At 42.1% G+C, this 18,442-nt stretch carries 13 protein-coding genes, 9 tRNA genes and 3 rRNA genes; 23 read left to right on the top strand and 2 right to left on the bottom strand.

Annotation, left to right across the window (positions count from 1 at the left end; genetic code table 11):
* Positions 1-109: 109 nt before the first annotated feature.
* The 19 genes from C9J31_RS21150 (at position 110) to tsaD (ending at position 12,511) form a co-directional block, all read left to right on the top strand.
* On the top strand, positions 110-2,284 hold the full coding sequence (locus C9J31_RS21150) for a Tex family protein (protein ID WP_107948856.1): 2,175 nt from the start codon (positions 110-112) through the stop codon (positions 2,282-2,284).
* Positions 2,285-2,347: 63 nt separating this feature from the next.
* Positions 2,348-2,809 carry a SprT family protein gene (locus C9J31_RS21145; RefSeq protein ID WP_107948858.1) on the top strand — a complete coding sequence of 154 codons (462 nt, stop codon included), beginning with the start codon at positions 2,348-2,350 and terminating at the stop codon, positions 2,807-2,809.
* 93 nt (positions 2,810-2,902) lie between these two features.
* Positions 2,903-2,979 (top strand) — tRNA-Asn (locus tag C9J31_RS21140).
* Between the two features lies 1 nt (position 2,980).
* Positions 2,981-3,052, top strand: a tRNA-Glu gene (locus tag C9J31_RS21135).
* A 26-nt stretch (positions 3,053-3,078) separates the two neighbouring features.
* Positions 3,079-3,154: transfer RNA gene (locus tag C9J31_RS21130), tRNA-Asp, on the top strand.
* A gap of 5 nt (positions 3,155-3,159) precedes the next feature.
* Positions 3,160-3,234, top strand: a tRNA-Gln gene (locus C9J31_RS21125).
* Positions 3,235-3,250: 16 nt separating this feature from the next.
* Positions 3,251-3,323, top strand: a tRNA-Lys gene (locus C9J31_RS21120).
* A 67-nt stretch (positions 3,324-3,390) separates the two neighbouring features.
* Positions 3,391-3,476: transfer RNA gene (locus C9J31_RS21115), tRNA-Leu, on the top strand.
* Positions 3,477-3,495: 19 nt separating this feature from the next.
* A tRNA-Arg gene (locus tag C9J31_RS21110) sits at positions 3,496-3,572 on the top strand.
* 24 nt (positions 3,573-3,596) lie between these two features.
* Positions 3,597-3,670: transfer RNA gene (locus C9J31_RS21105), tRNA-Gly, on the top strand.
* Positions 3,671-3,889: 219 nt separating this feature from the next.
* Positions 3,890-5,441, top strand: a 16S ribosomal RNA gene (locus tag C9J31_RS21100).
* A 309-nt stretch (positions 5,442-5,750) separates the two neighbouring features.
* Positions 5,751-8,679, top strand: a 23S ribosomal RNA gene (locus C9J31_RS21095).
* Between the two features lie 142 nt (positions 8,680-8,821).
* Positions 8,822-8,937 (top strand): 5S ribosomal RNA (gene rrf / locus C9J31_RS21090).
* The 16S, 23S and 5S rRNA genes sit together here with 9 tRNA genes alongside, the layout of an rRNA operon.
* 160 nt (positions 8,938-9,097) lie before the next feature.
* Positions 9,098-9,173, top strand: a tRNA-Asp gene (locus C9J31_RS21085).
* 267 nt (positions 9,174-9,440) lie between these two features.
* Positions 9,441-9,782, top strand: coding sequence for a hypothetical protein (locus C9J31_RS21080; RefSeq protein ID WP_107951636.1), 342 nt, complete (start codon positions 9,441-9,443; stop codon positions 9,780-9,782).
* Positions 9,783-9,893: 111 nt separating this feature from the next.
* Positions 9,894-10,343 carry a tRNA (adenosine(37)-N6)-threonylcarbamoyltransferase complex ATPase subunit type 1 TsaE gene (gene tsaE / locus C9J31_RS21075; RefSeq protein WP_054768341.1) on the top strand — a complete coding sequence of 150 codons (450 nt, stop codon included), beginning with the start codon at positions 9,894-9,896 and terminating at the stop codon, positions 10,341-10,343.
* On the top strand, positions 10,340-11,047 hold the full coding sequence (gene tsaB, locus C9J31_RS21070) for a tRNA (adenosine(37)-N6)-threonylcarbamoyltransferase complex dimerization subunit type 1 TsaB (RefSeq protein WP_054768342.1): 708 nt from the start codon (positions 10,340-10,342) through the stop codon (positions 11,045-11,047). The genes tsaE and tsaB overlap by 4 nt, the downstream gene beginning before the upstream one ends.
* On the top strand, positions 11,040-11,492 hold the full coding sequence (gene rimI / locus C9J31_RS21065) for a ribosomal protein S18-alanine N-acetyltransferase (RefSeq protein WP_107951637.1): 453 nt from the start codon (positions 11,040-11,042) through the stop codon (positions 11,490-11,492). The genes tsaB and rimI overlap by 8 nt, the downstream gene beginning before the upstream one ends.
* Complete coding sequence (gene tsaD, locus C9J31_RS21060) at positions 11,492-12,511, top strand: tRNA (adenosine(37)-N6)-threonylcarbamoyltransferase complex transferase subunit TsaD (protein WP_107925483.1); 1,020 nt, start codon at positions 11,492-11,494, stop codon at positions 12,509-12,511. The genes rimI and tsaD overlap by 1 nt, the downstream gene beginning before the upstream one ends.
* 489 nt (positions 12,512-13,000) lie before the next feature.
* On the opposite strand, the gene C9J31_RS21055 is transcribed toward tsaD, so the two are convergent.
* Positions 13,001-14,944: an ABC transporter ATP-binding protein gene (locus tag C9J31_RS21055; protein WP_107951638.1), complete on the bottom strand. Its 1,944-nt coding sequence runs from the start codon at positions 14,942-14,944 to the stop codon at positions 13,001-13,003.
* Positions 14,945-15,191: 247 nt separating this feature from the next.
* Between C9J31_RS21055 and C9J31_RS21050 the strand changes: the two genes are divergently transcribed.
* The 3 genes from C9J31_RS21050 (at position 15,192) to tatC (ending at position 16,999) form a co-directional block, all read left to right on the top strand.
* The gene (locus C9J31_RS21050) at positions 15,192-15,827 is read left to right on the top strand and encodes a redox-sensing transcriptional repressor Rex (RefSeq protein ID WP_107925487.1); all 636 of its coding nucleotides are present in this window, start codon (positions 15,192-15,194) and stop codon (positions 15,825-15,827) included.
* Between the two features lie 150 nt (positions 15,828-15,977).
* Entirely contained in the window at positions 15,978-16,163 is a 186-nt protein-coding gene (locus tag C9J31_RS21045; protein WP_268807934.1) for a twin-arginine translocase TatA/TatE family subunit, read from the top strand.
* Between the two features lie 17 nt (positions 16,164-16,180).
* Positions 16,181-16,999 (top strand): twin-arginine translocase subunit TatC, encoded by an 819-nt coding sequence (gene tatC / locus C9J31_RS21040; protein WP_107951639.1) that lies wholly within the window; start codon positions 16,181-16,183, stop codon positions 16,997-16,999.
* Positions 17,000-17,208: 209 nt separating this feature from the next.
* On the opposite strand, the gene C9J31_RS21035 is transcribed toward tatC, so the two are convergent.
* The gene (locus tag C9J31_RS21035) at positions 17,209-17,973 is read right to left on the bottom strand and encodes a CPBP family intramembrane glutamic endopeptidase (RefSeq protein WP_107925489.1); all 765 of its coding nucleotides are present in this window, start codon (positions 17,971-17,973) and stop codon (positions 17,209-17,211) included.
* Between the two features lie 172 nt (positions 17,974-18,145).
* On the opposite strand from C9J31_RS21035, the gene groES reads away from it, so the two are divergent.
* Positions 18,146-18,427 (top strand): co-chaperone GroES, encoded by a 282-nt coding sequence (gene groES, locus C9J31_RS21030; protein ID WP_107951640.1) that lies wholly within the window; start codon positions 18,146-18,148, stop codon positions 18,425-18,427.
* Positions 18,428-18,442 lie beyond the last annotated feature (15 nt).

Genomic DNA, 18,442 nt, shown 5'->3' with positions numbered 1-18,442 from the left:
GCGCCTTATATTATTTAAAAGAAGCTGTCTACTCTACTTAGGAGTAGGCTATTTTTTGCATTTATATTAGTATGTAATGGTAAAATGAAAAGAAAAAGGTAGTGATGATGTGGAACACAAGCAAATGTTACAGCTCATTGCAAAAGATGTAGCTGTTAAACCAGGCCAAGCAGAGGCGGTAATTAAATTATTGGATGAAGGAAATACCGTTCCGTTCATCGCGCGTTATCGAAAAGAAGCTACTGGTTCACTTGATGAGGTACAAATTAAATCTGTAGAGGATCGCTATCACTACATACAGCAGCTTGAGCAACGCAAAGAAGAAGTTATGCGTTTAATTCAGGAGCAGGACAAGCTTACACCTGAATTAGAAAAGGCAATTCAAACTTCGACTGTTTTACAACGTGTAGAAGATCTATATCGTCCTTATAAGCAAAAGCGACGTACGAAAGCGACAATTGCTAAGGAAAAAGGTCTAGAGCCGTTAGCAAATCTTTTATTAGAGTTTCGAAATGAAGATGTAATGCTATTAGCAAAAGACTTTGTAGATGAAGAAAATGTGCCAACAGCTGAAGAAGCATTAACAGGTGCACGTGATATTCTGGCAGAGCGCTTTGCTGATGACGCGGGTATCCGAGAAAAAATCCGTATGTTTTCTTGGAAAGAGGGCGTACTGGCAACAAGCGTGAAGAATGCGGAAGCAGACGAGAAAAATGTTTTCGAAATGTATTATGAGTATGAAGAGCCTGTCAACCGTATAGTCCCACATCGTATACTAGCTGTGAACCGTGGGGAGAAAGAAGAGATTTTAAAAGTTGCGATTCATGTTCCGATAGATCGAGTGCTCATGATTATGTGGAAGGAGTGGATTCCAGCGACAGGCTCTTCACCTGCAATTTCTGAAGTGAAATTAGCCATTGAAGACTCTTATAAGCGACTAATCCAACCATCTATTGAACGTGAATTACGAAACGAGTTAACAGAAAAGGCGGAAACTCAAGCCATTCATATATTCTCTGAAAATCTTCGTAATCTATTATTACAACCACCGATGAAGGGTAAGTATGTTTTAGGGGTAGACCCTGCTTACCGAACAGGCTGTAAATTAGCTGTTGTGGATGAAACAGGTAAAATGCTTGAAGTGACGGCCATTTACCCTCATCCGCCGAAACCAGATGTAGCAAAATCAACATCAGTCGTGAAGTCGATTTTAGCAAAATACCCAATTAGTATTATTGCTATTGGTAACGGTACAGCTTCTCGAGAAACGGAGCAATTCATTGCAGATGTATTGAATGAAGTTAATAATGATGTGGCATATGTCATTGTCAATGAAGCCGGTGCTTCAGTTTATTCTGCATCTGATGTAGCACGGGCTGAGTTTCCTGATTTACAAGTAGAGCAACGAAGTGCTGTATCGATTGCGCGTCGTCTGCAAGATCCTTTATCGGAATTAGTGAAAATTGAACCGAAAGCAGTCGGTGTTGGTCAGTACCAACATGATGTTTCGCAAAAGAAACTAACAGAGTCGTTAACGTTTATAGTAGAAACTGCAGTAAATCAGGTTGGAGTAGATGTTAATACAGCTTCGGCATCGCTACTTCAATATGTCTCTGGTCTGTCGAAAACAGTTGCAGAGAATATTGTTAAAGTGCGTGAAGAGAATGGACAATTTACTACACGAACACAGTTGAAAAAAATTCCACGACTCGGCGCAAAAACATACGAGCAAGCAATAGGTTTCTTACGTGTACCAGAAGCGAAAAACCCTTTTGACGGGACTGGTATCCATCCAGAAAGCTACAGTTTAGCAGAGCAAATTTTAGAAGCGGCACATATAACTAAAAAAGAAATAGGCTCTCAGAAAGCAGAAGAAGCAATTGCAACCCTAGATGTGCAAGTTTTAAGTGAAGATCTAGGAATTGGTGTTGTTACAATTCAAGATATAATGGATACTTTAATGAAGCCAAGTCGTGATCCACGTGATGCCTTTCCTCAGCCATTACTCAAAACAGATGTATTGAAAATGGAAGATTTAAAAGTAGGTATGGAGTTACAAGGGACAGTTAGAAACGTAGTTGATTTTGGCGCGTTTGTTGATATTGGTGTAAAACAGGATGGTCTTGTTCATATTTCTAAGTTGCAGAAGAAACGTATTAAGCATCCATTAGAAGTCGTAGCATTAGGTGATATTGTTACGGTATGGGTAGAGCAAATAGAAGTAAATAAAGGGCGCATTTCATTAACAATGCTACCACCAAGAGATCAAATGATTGAAAAGTAATAATTTTTAGCCACACTGTCTATACTACGCAGTGTGGTATTCTTGTTGTTAGAGGTGAATGTTATGACCAACGAGGAACTGCAACAACTTGTTAATCGAATTTCATTAGAAAACTTTCATAAACCATTTCTGCATCAAGCTTACTTCAACGCGAGGTTACGTTCCACAGGTGGCCGCTATCTATTACAATCACACCATATTGAAATAAACCCTAAGGCGTTTGAAATATATGGAGTGAGGGAAGTAGAAGGAATAGTTCGTCATGAACTATGCCACTATCATTTGCATTTAGAAGGGAAAGGCTATCAGCATCGTGACAAAGATTTCCGAGATTTATTAAAAAAAGTGGATGCACCTCGCTTTTGTTCTACTTTGCAAACGTCTACATCTACGGGGAAGAAAGAGCGACCTCTTCATACATATAGATGTGTAAAATGCCAGCAGCTATATCTTAGAAAGATTAGATTAAATGTGAAGAAGTACTGCTGTGGCAAGTGCTCAGGACCTTTAAAATTAATGCAATAAAAAAACTTTAAGAAAAAGGTTGACGTTTTCTTAAGATATCCCTATAATAGTAAAAGTCGACAAGATAACAATGACGACTTAACAATAAATTATTCCGAAGTAGCTCAGTTGGTAGTAGCACCTGACTGTTAATCAGGTTGTCGCAGGTTCGAGTCCTGCCTTCGGAGCCATGGCCCCTTGGTCAAGCGGTTAAGACACCGCCCTTTCACGGCGGTAACACGGGTTCGAATCCCGTAGGGGTCATTTTTTAAAAAAATAGTAATAACATTGGTCCCGTGGTGTAGCGGTTAACATGCCTGCCTGTCACGCAGGAGATCGCCGGTTCGATCCCGGTCGGGACCGCCATTTATTGGGGTATAGCCAAGCGGTAAGGCAACGGATTTTGATTCCGTCATGCCTAGGTTCGAATCCTAGTACCCCAGCCATTTATTTCTTATATTTGAGCCATTAGCTCAGTTGGTAGAGCATCTGACTTTTAATCAGAGGGTCGAAGGTTCGAGTCCTTCATGGCTCATCATTTCTAAGGAAAAGACTTGACATTTCAAAATATCGCAGTATAATAAGAAAGTTACTAATTGAATGCGGTCGTGGCGGAATGGCAGACGCGCTAGGTTGAGGGCCTAGTGGGGGCAACCCCGTGGAGGTTCAAGTCCTCTCGGCCGCACCAAGTCATCTAACTAATATATGCGCCCGTAGCTCAATTGGATAGAGCGTCTGACTACGGATCAGAAGGTTGTGGGTTCGACTCCTGCCGGGCGCGCCATAAAAAAAGAATCACCTATATAACGCGGGTGTAGTTTAATGGTAAAACCTCAGCCTTCCAAGCTGATGTCGTGAGTTCGATTCTCATCACCCGCTCCAAAAATACTTTTAAAAAACATATTGACATTTGATTTCACAAGAGTTATGATATAGAAGTTGTCTCTTGGAGATGGCGATATGAATGATATGAACCTTGAAAACTGAACATGCAAAACGTAATCAATAACGTTTTTAGTAACTAACTTCGGTTAGTGAATAAAACAAAATTTGGACATCAAAATTGATGCCAGCAAAACAATTTGAGCTAATCAAATTTCTTTTATGGAGAGTTTGATCCTGGCTCAGGACGAACGCTGGCGGCGTGCCTAATACATGCAAGTCGAGCGAATGATGAGGAAGCTTGCTTCCTCTGATTTAGCGGCGGACGGGTGAGTAACACGTGGGCAACCTACCTTATAGTTTGGGATAACTCCGGGAAACCGGGGCTAATACCAAATAATCTCTTTTACTTCATGGTGAAAGACTAAAAGACGGTTTCGGCTGTCGCTATAGGATGGGCCCGCGGCGCATTAGCTAGTTGGTGAGGTAACGGCTCACCAAGGCAACGATGCGTAGCCGACCTGAGAGGGTGATCGGCCACACTGGGACTGAGACACGGCCCAGACTCCTACGGGAGGCAGCAGTAGGGAATCTTCCACAATGGGCGAAAGCCTGATGGAGCAACGCCGCGTGAGTGAAGAAGGATTTCGGTTCGTAAAACTCTGTTGTAAGGGAAGAACAAGTACAGTAGTAACTGGCTGTACCTTGACGGTACCTTATTAGAAAGCCACGGCTAACTACGTGCCAGCAGCCGCGGTAATACGTAGGTGGCAAGCGTTGTCCGGAATTATTGGGCGTAAAGCGCGCGCAGGTGGTTTCTTAAGTCTGATGTGAAAGCCCACGGCTCAACCGTGGAGGGTCATTGGAAACTGGGAGACTTGAGTGCAGAAGAGGATAGTGGAATTCCAAGTGTAGCGGTGAAATGCGTAGAGATTTGGAGGAACACCAGTGGCGAAGGCGACTATCTGGTCTGTAACTGACACTGAGGCGCGAAAGCGTGGGGAGCAAACAGGATTAGATACCCTGGTAGTCCACGCCGTAAACGATGAGTGCTAAGTGTTAGGGGGTTTCCGCCCCTTAGTGCTGCAGCTAACGCATTAAGCACTCCGCCTGGGGAGTACGGTCGCAAGACTGAAACTCAAAGGAATTGACGGGGGCCCGCACAAGCGGTGGAGCATGTGGTTTAATTCGAAGCAACGCGAAGAACCTTACCAGGTCTTGACATCCCATTGACCACTGTAGAGATACAGTTTTCCCTTCGGGGACAACGGTGACAGGTGGTGCATGGTTGTCGTCAGCTCGTGTCGTGAGATGTTGGGTTAAGTCCCGCAACGAGCGCAACCCTTGATCTTAGTTGCCATCATTTAGTTGGGCACTCTAAGGTGACTGCCGGTGACAAACCGGAGGAAGGTGGGGATGACGTCAAATCATCATGCCCCTTATGACCTGGGCTACACACGTGCTACAATGGACGATACAAACGGTTGCCAACTCGCGAGAGGGAGCTAATCCGATAAAGTCGTTCTCAGTTCGGATTGTAGGCTGCAACTCGCCTACATGAAGCCGGAATCGCTAGTAATCGCGGATCAGCATGCCGCGGTGAATACGTTCCCGGGCCTTGTACACACCGCCCGTCACACCACGAGAGTTTGTAACACCCGAAGTCGGTGAGGTAACCTTTTGGAGCCAGCCGCCGAAGGTGGGATAGATGATTGGGGTGAAGTCGTAACAAGGTAGCCGTATCGGAAGGTGCGGCTGGATCACCTCCTTTCTAAGGATATTTTCGGAATACAAACCTTGGGTTTGTAAGATTACGTTTTGCGTTCAGTTTTGAAGGTTCATTCTTCTGAATGAATAACTTCAAAACTTGTTCTTTGAAAACTGGATAAAACGACATTGAAATAGTAACAAACACATTTATTTTTTAAGTTTTTTAGGCTTAATAACAGATAATGTAGGGTTTCAAGACACAAGTAGTTCTAGGAAGCAAGCGAGAGAGGAAAGGAGCGTACCTTAGTACGTGACTGACTGAACGAGTGAAGCTGACAACGAAATACGCAGTGTATTGGAAGCCGACGTAGGTTAAGTTATTAAGGGCGCACGGCGAATGCCTTGGCACTAGGAGCCGAAGAAGGACGGCACTAACACCGATATGCTTCGGGGAGCTGTAAGTGAGCTTTGATCCGGAGATTTCCGAATGGGGGAACCCACTACGTTTAATCGCGTAGTATCTTGACGTGAATACATAGCGTCTTGAAGGCAGACCCAGGGAACTGAAACATCTAAGTACCTGGAGGAAGAGAAAGAAAAATCGATTCCCTGAGTAGCGGCGAGCGAAACGGGAAGAGCCCAAACCAAGAGGCTTGCCTCTTGGGGTTGTAGGACACTCAATACGGAGTTACAAAAGAATGAGTTAGATGAAGCGACTTGGAAAGGTCCGCCAGAGCAGGTAAAAGCCCTGTAGTCGAAAGTTCATTCCCTCCTGAGTGGATCCTGAGTACGGCGGAACACGTGAAATTCCGTCGGAATCTGGGAGGACCATCTCCCAAGGCTAAATACTACCTAGTGACCGATAGTGAACCAGTACCGTGAGGGAAAGGTGAAAAGCACCCCGGAAGGGGAGTGAAAGAGATCCTGAAACCGTGTGCCTACAAGTAGTTAGAGCCCGTTAATGGGTGATAGCGTGCCTTTTGTAGAATGAACCGGCGAGTTACGATTACGTGCGAGGTTAAGTTTTAGAAGACGGAGCCGCAGCGAAAGCGAGTCTGAATAGGGCGAATTAGTACGTGGTCGTAGACCCGAAACCAGGTGATCTACCCATGTCCAGGGTGAAGGTAAGGTAACACTTACTGGAGGCCCGAACCCACGCACGTTGAAAAGTGCGGGGATGAGGTGTGGGTAGCGGAGAAATTCCAATCGAACCTGGAGATAGCTGGTTCTCTCCGAAATAGCTTTAGGGCTAGCCTCGTGATGAGAATACTGGAGGTAGAGCACTGTTTGGACTAGGGGGCCATCCCGGTTTACCGAATTCAGACAAACTCCGAATGCCAGATATTTATACACGGGAGTCAGACTGCGAGTGATAAGATCCGTAGTCAAAAGGGAAACAGCCCAGACCACCAGCTAAGGTCCCAAAGTAATCGTTAAGTGGAAAAGGATGTGGCGTTGCATAGACAACCAGGATGTTGGCTTAGAAGCAGCCATCATTTAAAGAGTGCGTAATAGCTCACTGGTCGAGTGACGCTGCGCCGAAAATGTATCGGGGCTAAACGATTCACCGAAGCTGTGGATTGACATCTACGATGTCAGTGGTAGGAGAGCGTTCTAAGTGCGTTGAAGTCAGACCGGAAGGACTGGTGGAGCGCTTAGAAGTGAGAATGCCGGTATGAGTAGCGAAAGACGGGTGAGAATCCCGTCCACCGTATGACTAAGGTTTCCTGAGGAAGGCTCGTCCGCTCAGGGTTAGTCGGGACCTAAGCCGAGGCCGATAGGCGTAGGCGATGGACAACAGGTTGATATTCCTGTACCACCTCCTCACCGTTTGAGAAATGGGGGGACGCAGTAGGATAGGGTAAGCGCGCCGTTGGTTGTGCGCGTCCAAGCAGTAAGGCGTGTGTGTAGGCAAATCCGCACACTGTAACGTTGAGCTGTGATGGCGAGTCCTTTAAGGACGAAGTTCCTGATTTCACACTGCCAAGAAAAGCCTCTATCGAGGTGAGAGGTGCCCGTACCGCAAACCGACACAGGTAGTCGAGGAGAGAATCCTAAGGTGTGCGAGAGAACTCTCGTTAAGGAACTCGGCAAAATGACCCCGTAACTTCGGGAGAAGGGGTGCTCTTGAGCGTGCAAGCGCATGAGAGCCGCAGTGAATAGGCCCAGGCGACTGTTTAGCAAAAACACAGGTCTCTGCAAAACCGTAAGGTGACGTATAGGGGCTGACGCCTGCCCGGTGCTGGAAGGTTAAGAGGAGTGGTTAGCGCAAGCGAAGCTGCGAATTGAAGCCCCAGTAAACGGCGGCCGTAACTATAACGGTCCTAAGGTAGCGAAATTCCTTGTCGGGTAAGTTCCGACCCGCACGAAAGGCGTAACGATCTGGGCACTGTCTCAACGAGAGACTCGGTGAAATTATAGTACCTGTGAAGATGCAGGTTACCCGCGACAGGACGGAAAGACCCCGTGGAGCTTTACTGTAGCCTGATATTGAATTTTGGTACAACTTGTACAGGATAGGTAGGAGCCAGAGATCTCGGAGCGCCAGCTTCGAAGGAGGCGTCGGTGGGATACTACCCTGGTTGTATTGAAATTCTAACCCATGCCCCTTAGCGGGGCAGGAGACAGTGTCAGGCGGACAGTTTGACTGGGGCGGTCGCCTCCTAAAAGGTAACGGAGGCGCCCAAAGGTTCCCTCAGAATGGTTGGAAATCATTCGTAGAGTGTAAAGGCACAAGGGAGCTTGACTGCGAGACCTACAAGTCGAGCAGGGTCGAAAGACGGGCTTAGTGATCCGGTGGTTCCGCATGGAAGGGCCATCGCTCAACGGATAAAAGCTACCCCGGGGATAACAGGCTTATCTCCCCCAAGAGTCCACATCGACGGGGAGGTTTGGCACCTCGATGTCGGCTCATCGCATCCTGGGGCTGTAGTCGGTCCCAAGGGTTGGGCTGTTCGCCCATTAAAGCGGTACGCGAGCTGGGTTCAGAACGTCGTGAGACAGTTCGGTCCCTATCCGTCGTGGGCGTAGGAAATTTGAGAGGAGCTGTCCTTAGTACGAGAGGACCGGGATGGACACACCGCTGGTGTACCAGTTGTCTTGCCAAAGGCATCGCTGGGTAGCTATGTGTGGACGGGATAAGTGCTGAAAGCATCTAAGCATGAAGCCCCCCTCAAGATGAGATTTCCCATTACGCAAGTAAGTAAGATCCCTCAAAGACGATGAGGTAGATAGGTTCGAGGTGGAAGTGTGGTGACACATGGAGCTGACGAATACTAATCGATCGAGGACTTAACCAAAATGTTTGAAACATTCAATGCACCGTTTATCCAGTTTTGAAAGAACAACAACTTTCTAAAAGAGGGTTTCAAGATACGAGTAGTTCGAGAAAGCGATTGAAGCTGACAAAGAAAGACGACGTATATTAAAAGCCAACAATAGTCTAGTGATGATGGCAAAGAGGTCACACCCGTTCCCATACCGAACACGGAAGTTAAGCTCTTTAGCGCCGATGGTAGTTGGGGGCTTCCCCCTGTGAGAGTAGGACGTCGCTAGGCATGTAAGACAGTCAGCATAGTGCTGACTGTTTTTTTGTACACTTTATTAGGTAGTTAGTAGCAACATGGATTAAAATTTTTTTGCTATATTTGTTGGAAATATGAAAAAAAACATTGTATAGCGAAAATATTTATGTTATATTTATTAATGTCTTAAAGAGGTCCCGTGGTGTAGCGGTTAACATGCCTGCCTGTCACGCAGGAGATCGCCGGTTCGATCCCGGTCGGGACCGCCATTTATTGATTATACAGCTCTTATGATATGAAAATATCATAAGGGCTTTTTTATTTATAGTGGCATAATAAGTTAGCTGAAAAGGAAACACCAAATTGAGAGAAGACCAGACACGGAAGTTATAGGAACTAAATTGTATATCATTACATATGTATAGTGAGACAGAAAGCATTTAATTCTTCCATATAAGCAAAAAGTTTTAAGTTTCTCAATCGACAGTGATGGGTACTGAGTTAGTAGTAGATTGAAAGTGTACGGAGGTGATTGTATGCGATATTACTATTTCTGGAGAATGATATATACAGGCATATTCATAGGATTATTAGTTATTTTGGGAGGGTGTATAGATCGAATTATTGAAATAGAAGAATCAAATACGTATCACTGGCAAAAAAATATGAATCAAACAGAATTTGAACAATTAAAAGAAGGGATGACATATTTAGAAGTCATCGAAATAGCAGGAGGCCATGGAGAAAAAGTAAGGGATAATCATTACCGCTGGGATGATGAAATACTGTTGACGCAAGCCTATATTGTTCAATTTAAGGATGAAAAATTGCTAAGTAAAGAGATTATTATAGTGAAAGGGCATTCCACTAGAAAGTAGACACGTCTAAAGAGGACGTGTTTATTTTTTTGAAAATTACTGGATGCTTTGAACATTTGCGCATGTTTCGGTAAACTAGAAGTAATGTAGCTAGGAGAGGACAAAAAGAAAATGTTTGAAATAATTATGAGGTCACTAGAAGATACGGAGAATTTTGCACTAAAGCTAGCGGAATTACTAGAAGCACAGGATACCATTACGTTAGAGGGGGATCTTGGCGCTGGTAAGACTACATTTACAAAGGCACTCGCAAAAGGGCTGGGTGTGACGAGAACAGTTAATAGCCCAACTTTTACAATTATCAAACAGTATGAGGGGCGTTTACCTTTTAATCATTTAGATGTATATCGTTTGGCGGAAAGCGATGAAGACCTTGGGTGGGACGAGTTATTTTACGGGGATGCCGTGTCAGTTGTTGAATGGGCCCATTTAATCGAACAGGATTTACCGCGGGAACGTTTAGCAATTGAAATTTACCGAATTGGGGACAATGAACGTCGTTTTGTGTTAACGCCCAATGGAGAGCGATATGAGGCATTATGTGAGGAGCTAATGAAATGATCTGGTTAGGAATTGAAACAGCGAATGCGCCGCTTTCTGTTGCTGTTGTAAAGGATGGTAAGGTAGTGGCAGAGGTTATCCAAAATATTAAATTAACACATTCTGCAGGAGCAATGCCTGCAATTGAAAATATTCTTGCAAACGCAGGAATAAAAACCAACGAATTAGATGCCATTGCTGTATCAGAGGGACCTGGTTCGTATACGGGTGTACGTATTGGTGTCACGCTTGCCAAAACACTAGCTTGGACACTACAAAAGCCATTAGTCGGTGTATCTAGTTTAAAGGCATTGGCAGCCAATGCTGCACTTTATGATGGACTAATTTGTCCTATCTTTGATGCGCGTCGTAATAATGTCTACACAGCTGTTTATAATGGAGCTGGATTCGATGTGGTTGTAGCAGATTATCACGATCATATAGACGGACTGTTAAACCGTTTGAAGGCTTTTGAATCGCCAATATTATTTATTGGAGCAGATGTCGATATCTTTTGGGATAAAATCATAGAGGTCCTTGGTGATTATGCGCTCCGAGCGCCATTTAGTGATGACTTACCTCGTGCTAGTGAGGTAATACGTTTAGCAAGTATGAGAGACTTGCCGAGCGTAGAGGCAATACATCATTTTATACCGCAATACAAGCGTATTGCTGAGGCTGAGGCAAACTGGTTAAAGGAACAAAAGGAGAAGGCACATGAGTAATGATGTAACGTATCGTAAAATGGTATCTGAAGATGTACCAGCAGTATATGCAATTGAGCTAGCATCATTTCCAGTGCCTTGGACACTTGATTCTTTTTACTATGAAATGCATGAAAATCAGTATGCTTATTACGTTCTAGCAGTGGATGAAAGCAATAATATTATAGGTTTTTGTGGTATGTGGATGGTCATAGATGCTGCACAAATTACGAATGTGGCAGTTATAGAGACTGCTCGTGGGCGTGGTATTGGCGAAGGTTTAATGCGAGAGGCGATACGCATTGCACGTGAACACGGCATGGATGTAATGAGTCTAGAGGTGCGTGAGAGCAATACAGTGGCACAAAATCTTTATCGTAAGCTTGCATTTCAAGATGGCGGTATACGTAAGGGTTATTATACAGATAACGGGGAGGATGCCCTTGTCATGTGGGTGAATTTATAATGGATAATCTAGTTATTTTAGCAATTGAATCAAGTTGTGATGAAACAGCAGCAGCCATTATTCGTAATGGTTCAGAGATTATTTCGAATGTTGTGGCTTCACAAATCGAAAGTCATAAACGATTTGGTGGGGTAGTACCAGAAATTGCATCACGTCACCATGTTGAGCAAATTACAGTTGTCATCGAAGAGGCATTAGCGAAGGCAAATATGAAACCAGCGGATTTAGATGCAGTTGCAGTAACAGAGGGCCCTGGTCTTGTAGGAGCGTTGTTAATCGGTATAAATGCGGCGAAGGCTTTTGCGTTTGCAAACAATTTGCCTATTTTAGGCGTACATCATATAGCAGGACATATTTATGCGAATGCCTTGGTACAACCGATGGAGTTTCCATTACTAGCTCTAGTGGTATCAGGTGGACACACGGAACTTGTTTATATGAAAGAGCATGGCTCATTTGAAGTAATTGGTGAAACACGAGATGATGCTGCAGGTGAGGCATACGATAAAGTTGCGCGCGTATTGGGCTTACCATATCCTGGGGGCCCACGTATTGATCAGTTGGCGCATGAAGGAGAGGAAGCTGTTGTTTTTCCTCGAGTTTGGCTGGAGGAAGATTCCTATGATTTCAGCTTTAGTGGCTTGAAATCTGCAGTCATTAACTATAAACACAATATGGATCAACGAGGAGAAGAAATTTCCCCAACAGCCGTTGCAAAAGGCTTTCAGGAAAGTGTAGTGGAAGTGTTAACGGCAAAAACATTACGCGCAGCACGTCAATATAATGTTAAGCAAGTGATTGCAGCTGGCGGTGTAGCAGCGAATAAAGGCTTACGTACATCACTTGAGGTAACTTTTGCGGACGAAGGTATCCCATTCTATGTACCACCATTGAAATTATGTACTGACAATGCTGCAATGATTGGAGCTGCAGCAGCACCGATGTTTGAAGCTGGTAAACGTGGTAATCTGACGATGAATGGTCGTCCAGGAATGGAGTTAAAATCTTGGGTGGAGTAGTGCTGTTAGTGGCTATAGGATGACTTTTAAGATAACAAGGTGTCTCAGAAATGATTCTGGGATACCTTTTTTTACTTTTTTGAAAAAATAATTAAGGGAAAGTAATTATAAAATATAAAGTAAATATATGCTTACGATAGTAAGTTATTAATTGACAAATTTTTCAGAAAATTATCCACAGGATTGTTGAAAAAACCTGTGAAAAAACTGCGAACATCCGTACTTATGCACAATTTGTTGATAACTTGTGTATAACTTGTGATTATTCTATATATAGTAGCTTATTTTTCACAAAAATATGTGGATTAAATAATTTGGAATTGTGGACAATGTGGAAAAGTCTGTTGATATGTTGATATTACTAGATTTATAGTGTGTATAAAACTGTGGGCATTTTTTGTCGAAAAATAGCACTTGACCAATATATATGAAAAATGAAGGCGAGTAAAGAAAAAAACCATGTGACAAGGCACATGGCTTTACAAAGTGTTATGCAATAATATTTTCCAACTCTTCATTTAATTCAAGCCATTCCATTTCCAATAGCTCATGTTGCTCTTTTGAGGTAGCTAATTCACTTTGCAATTGCGTAATTTTTTCATGATCTGTAAAGATTTCAGGATTACAAAGCGCTTCTTCTAAATGAGCGATTTCAGTATCTATTTCTTGCATCTTTCCTTCTAATTCTTCGATGGAGCGTCGAATTTGGCGCTCACGTTTTTTTACTTCTTTGTCTATTTTAGAGGTAGAAGTTTTTTCTAATGCTTCTGTATGGACTTGCGGTTGAGCAGCAGCTTTCATTTGTGCAATTTCTAAAAGTTCCTGTTTTTTCTCAAGGTAATAATCATAGTCACCTAGATACTCGAATGAGCCATCACCCGACAGCTCAACAACTTTTGTTGCAATTCGATTAATGAAATAGCGGTCGTGCGATACAAATAATAGGGTTCCAGGATAATCAATGAGCGCATTTTCCAACACTTCTTTACTGTCTAAATCTAAATGGTTGGTTGGCTCATCGAGAATAAGAAAGTTGGCCTTTTGCATCATCAACTTCGCTAATGCAAGTCGTGCCTTCTCACCACCAGATAGAGAAGTAACAGCTTTATCAACATCTTCTCCACTGAATAGGAAGCGGCCAAGAACAGTACGAATATCCTTTTCATTCATTAATGGCCATTCATCCCACAGCTCTTTTAAGACACTTTTATTGCTCGAAAGTTTCGCTTGTTCTTGATCATAATAGCTAATCTGTACATTCGTACCGTAGCGAATTTCCCCTGCGAGAGCTGGCAAATCCTTCACAATGGTTTTTAGTAAAGTCGATTTACCGACACCATTTGGACCTACGAGTGCAATCCGATCCTCCCGGAAAGTACGCAGTGAAATACCACTTGAAATTTGCTTCTCCCCGTAACCAACAGCTAATCCATCAATTGACAACACATCGTTTCCACTTTGGCGGTCAATCGTAAAGCCGAAGCTAGCAGATTTTTCATCGCCATCGGGAGAGTCCATCCATTCTGTACGTTCGAGCATTTTACGACGGCTTTGAGCCATTTTTGTCGTAGAGGCACGCGCTATATTTTTTTGGATAAAGTCCTCAAGCTTAGCCTTCTCATCCTGTTGACGCTCAAACATCTTCATGTCACGCTCATAGTTTTTCGCTTTTTCGTCTAAATAGGCACTATAGTTTCCAGGATACTTTGTCACACGATGACGAGAGACTTCATAGACAATCGAAACCACTTGGTCTAAGAAATAACGGTCATGAGAAACAATTAAAATCGCGCCTTCATAGCCTTTTAAATATGTCTCTAACCATGACAGTGTCTCAATATCTAAATGGTTAGTTGGCTCATCGAGAATTAATAAGTCAGGTTTGCTCAGAAGGAGTTTTGCAAGTGCTAAACGTGTACGCTGTCCCCCTGATAGCGAGCTAATAGCTTTATCATAGTCTTCAGGATAAAACTGCATACCGTGAAGTACAGAACGAGTATCTGATTCATATTGATAACCGCCTGCATCCTTAAAATCGTGCTGTAATTGGTCATACTCGGACATAACTTTGGCGTACATATCGGCATTTTCATAAACAGCTGGGTCAGCCATTTGTTGTTCTAGGGAACGTAAAGTCTTCTCTTGTGCATGAAGCGCTTCGAAAATTGTCATCATTTCGTCCCAAATAGATAATGTAGAGTTTAGCCCAGCATGTTGTTCTAAATATCCGATTTGTACACCCTTTGGAATAATGATATCACCAGAGTCATACGACATTTGACCAGCAATTATTTTTAGTAAAGTGGATTTACCAGCGCCGTTGCGCCCTACTAATGCTACGCGATCACGGTGTTGAACTTCTAGTTTTACGCCACTTAAAATTTCATCTGCAATGAAGGATTTATATAGTTGATTGACTTGTAATACAATCATTCTTGACACCTCAATTCCTTCTTAGTGTAATAGATGGGAGATTTGCTTGCAATGTCAGTGCTTTACTTATTCCGAGCTGTCATGTAAGATTGAAACGATTTCCCTTTAGTTAGTGGCGTAATAGACGCCACTAACTAAAGGGAAATCCCCCAGTGGATGTCAAAAATTTTAATCGTATAAGCATGTTTCAAAATCAGTATTCAAATCCGCTGAGGCGAATTTGATGTGTTTATAAGGAGGAAAAAGTTTGAAACAAGATGTGAAAATTCCACAAGCCACAACCAAAAGACTTCCTCTTTACTATCGATTTATCCAAAACTTTGCACAAGAGGGTATGGAACGTATCTCGTCGAAGGAACTGAGTGAAGCAATGAAAATTGACTCTGCAACTATTCGCCGTGACTTTTCTTATTTCGGAGCGCTGGGCAAAAAAGGATATGGCTATGATGTACAGCATTTATTAACGTTTTTTAGCCAAACACTTGATCAGCATGAAACAACAAAAGTGGCGTTAATTGGTGTAGGGAATTTAGGTAATGCGTTATTAAAGTATAATTTCCAGAAAAATCATAATACACATATTGTGGTTGCATTTGATTCAAAGGCACCAAAAGAGGGGAAAATGACAAGTAATATTCCTGTTTATCACCCTGATTTATTAGAAGAAAAGTATGCGGAATACGGCGCGGAACTTGCAATATTAACGGTATCACCACGCTCAGCACAAAAAATGGCTGACCGATTAGCGGCGATGAATGCCAAGGGTATATTAAATTTTACGCCAGAGCGCATTACGGTACCGGAGAAGATGCAACTGTTAACAATTGATTTGTCGGTAGAATTGCAGGCATTAATTTATTTAATACGTAATCAGGAAGAATAGAGATTACATAGAGGATTGGAATTTTTGTCAAATCACGGTGCTAGATTCAACGGTTTAAAGATATCTAGACGAAAAACTTTCACATATAATTAGTTAGCAAAATGACGAAATATGCGTTAAAATGGTGGATATAAAGAGGAGGTGGCTTTAGTGGGTGGTATTGGTCCTATGAGCCTCATTATTATCGGTGTTGTTGCTTTATTAATTTTTGGTCCTAAGAAGTTACCGGAGCTAGGTAAAGCATTCGGTTCAACTCTTCGTGAATTCAAAAATGCTACTAAAGGATTAGCAGACGATGAAGATGATGACAAGAAAAAGAAAGAACTAGATAAGTAAGTTAGGATGTTTGAGGAATGAATCCAAAAGATCTAACTGTCATTCAACATATAGAAGAATTAAGAAAACGGCTTTTCATTGTTGCCGTTTTCTTTGCGCTAGCGATGATTGGAAGCTTCTTTGTTGCAAAACCACTTGTAAAGTATATTCAAGATACAGGTAAATCATATAATTTAGAACTCCATGCATTTGATGTGACGACACCACTTGCTATATATTTTCAAGTGATTTTTTTACTTGCGTTTATTCTCTCTTCACCAGTGTTAATGTATCAATTATGGGCATTTATTAGCCCAGGTCTCCGTGAGGTAGAGCGTAAAGCAACACTAAGTTATATACCATATTCGTTTATTTTATTTATTGCCGGATTATCTTTTTCTTATTTTTTACTGTTCCCATATGTCATGAAGTTTATGATGAATTTATCTGGGGAACTTGAAATTACTCAGGTAATAGGTGTACATGAATATTTCTCATTTTTATTTAAACTTACAATACCTTTTGGTTTTCTGTTCCAACTGCCTATTGTGGTATTGTTCTTTTCACGTATAGGCTTATTAAGTCCTAATTTACTAATACGTATTCGAAAATATTCTTATTTTGCACTGTTTGTCTGTGCTGCATTGATAGCTCCACCTGAATTAGGATCACATTTAATGGTTTCAGTACCGTTATTTATGCTTTATGAAGTTAGTATCATGATTTCACGTGTTGGCTATAAGAAATATTTAAAATCAGAAGAAATTCGTTTGAAGGAAGAACAAGAGGCTGAGCAAAAGCGTCAGGTTGAAGAAGCTCTTGAGCAACAGCGCCGACAAATTGAAGAATTAAAATAATAGTTAACTCATGATAGCTCGTTGCATTCTAGATGCACCGGGCTTTTTGTTATTTAGGGGATGGTAGTTATTAAATAGGGCTCGGGTATTTCACACCGTTCTAATAATAGAATGCGCTGATAGTCTTTTATTGCTTAGCATACGTTATATTAGTACCCAGCAATAGAAAAACCGCTCGGATATTAGAAAAACCAGAGCGGTTAAAAAAATTATTGCATTTTTTCTAGTTCTTCAAGAAACTTTTGTAGTGGTTCTGCATAGAATTGTACGAGTGTCACAAATCCATTTAACATTACATGTGCGATGATTGATGTCCAGATTCTTTTTGTTTTGTGATATAAAAAAGCAAAGATCAAACCACAAATGGTATAGAGCAAGATATGTGAAAAATCGAAGTGAATGAGCGCGAAGAAAATGGCACTCACGATGGCCGCTACCCAGAAGTTCGTTGTTTGGACAAGCGAGCCAAAAATAACACGGCGGAAGACGAACTCCTCCAAAATAGGTCCAAATACAACAATAGCTAAAATAGCGATTGGGGCACCTTTGGCAATAGCAACAATATCAGCTGTGTTTTGTGAGCCGCCTTCGATGCCAAATATGGCCATTTCAATAGCTGCACCGATCATTTGTCCGAAAAATACAAGGAAGAAACCTAAAATACCCCACATAATTGTTAGTGGTATTGTTTCCTTTTTACCTTGATAGACATCCCAAAATGATTTGTCACGAGATGTTAAAATTAAACTTAGAATCAAAGCAATGGCAAAGCTAAGCGCGATATACCAACCTTGCGTTATTGGGGCCGCCTGCGCAGCAGGTAAACCCGTCGTACTCATCACAACTTTGTGGAACGGCAAAATGAGCCATCTGCCTGACAACTGCATGATAATGTAAATGATTAAAACATAAAGAGCCGTTTTTTTATGGTTAATACCTTTTAGAGAATTATTCACTGACAAAATCCTTTCCATTCATATGCTTCCTTTCTATTGTAGAGGAATATGGAAAGAAAACAAAATTTTTCGAAGTTCTGGCTTGCAAAAAAAGAAGTGATTGATTATCATAATAAATGTGTTAGCACTCATTGATATAGAGTGCTAATAAACTCTCAACAAATATTTTATTATTAGGAGGTTGTTTCACTTGTTAAGACCACTAGGAGATCGTATTGTAATCGAACTAATCGAGGTAGAAGAAAAGTCTGCATTTGGAATTGTACTACCAGATTCTGCGAAAGAAAAACCGCAAGAAGGTAAAGTAGTAGCAGTTGGGACAGGTCGTATTTTAGAAAACGGACAACGTGTAGAGCTTGACATTAAAGTTGACGACCACATTATATTCTCTAAATACTCGGGTACAGAAGTGAAATATGAAGGCAATGAATATTTAATTTTACGTGAAAGCGATGTTCTTGCAATTATTTAATAAAACACAACTATT

The organism is Lysinibacillus parviboronicapiens, assembly GCF_003049605.2.
GTDB lineage: Bacteria > Bacillota > Bacilli > Bacillales_A > Planococcaceae > Lysinibacillus > Lysinibacillus parviboronicapiens.
This window is presented reverse-complemented; position numbering and strand designations above follow the sequence as displayed.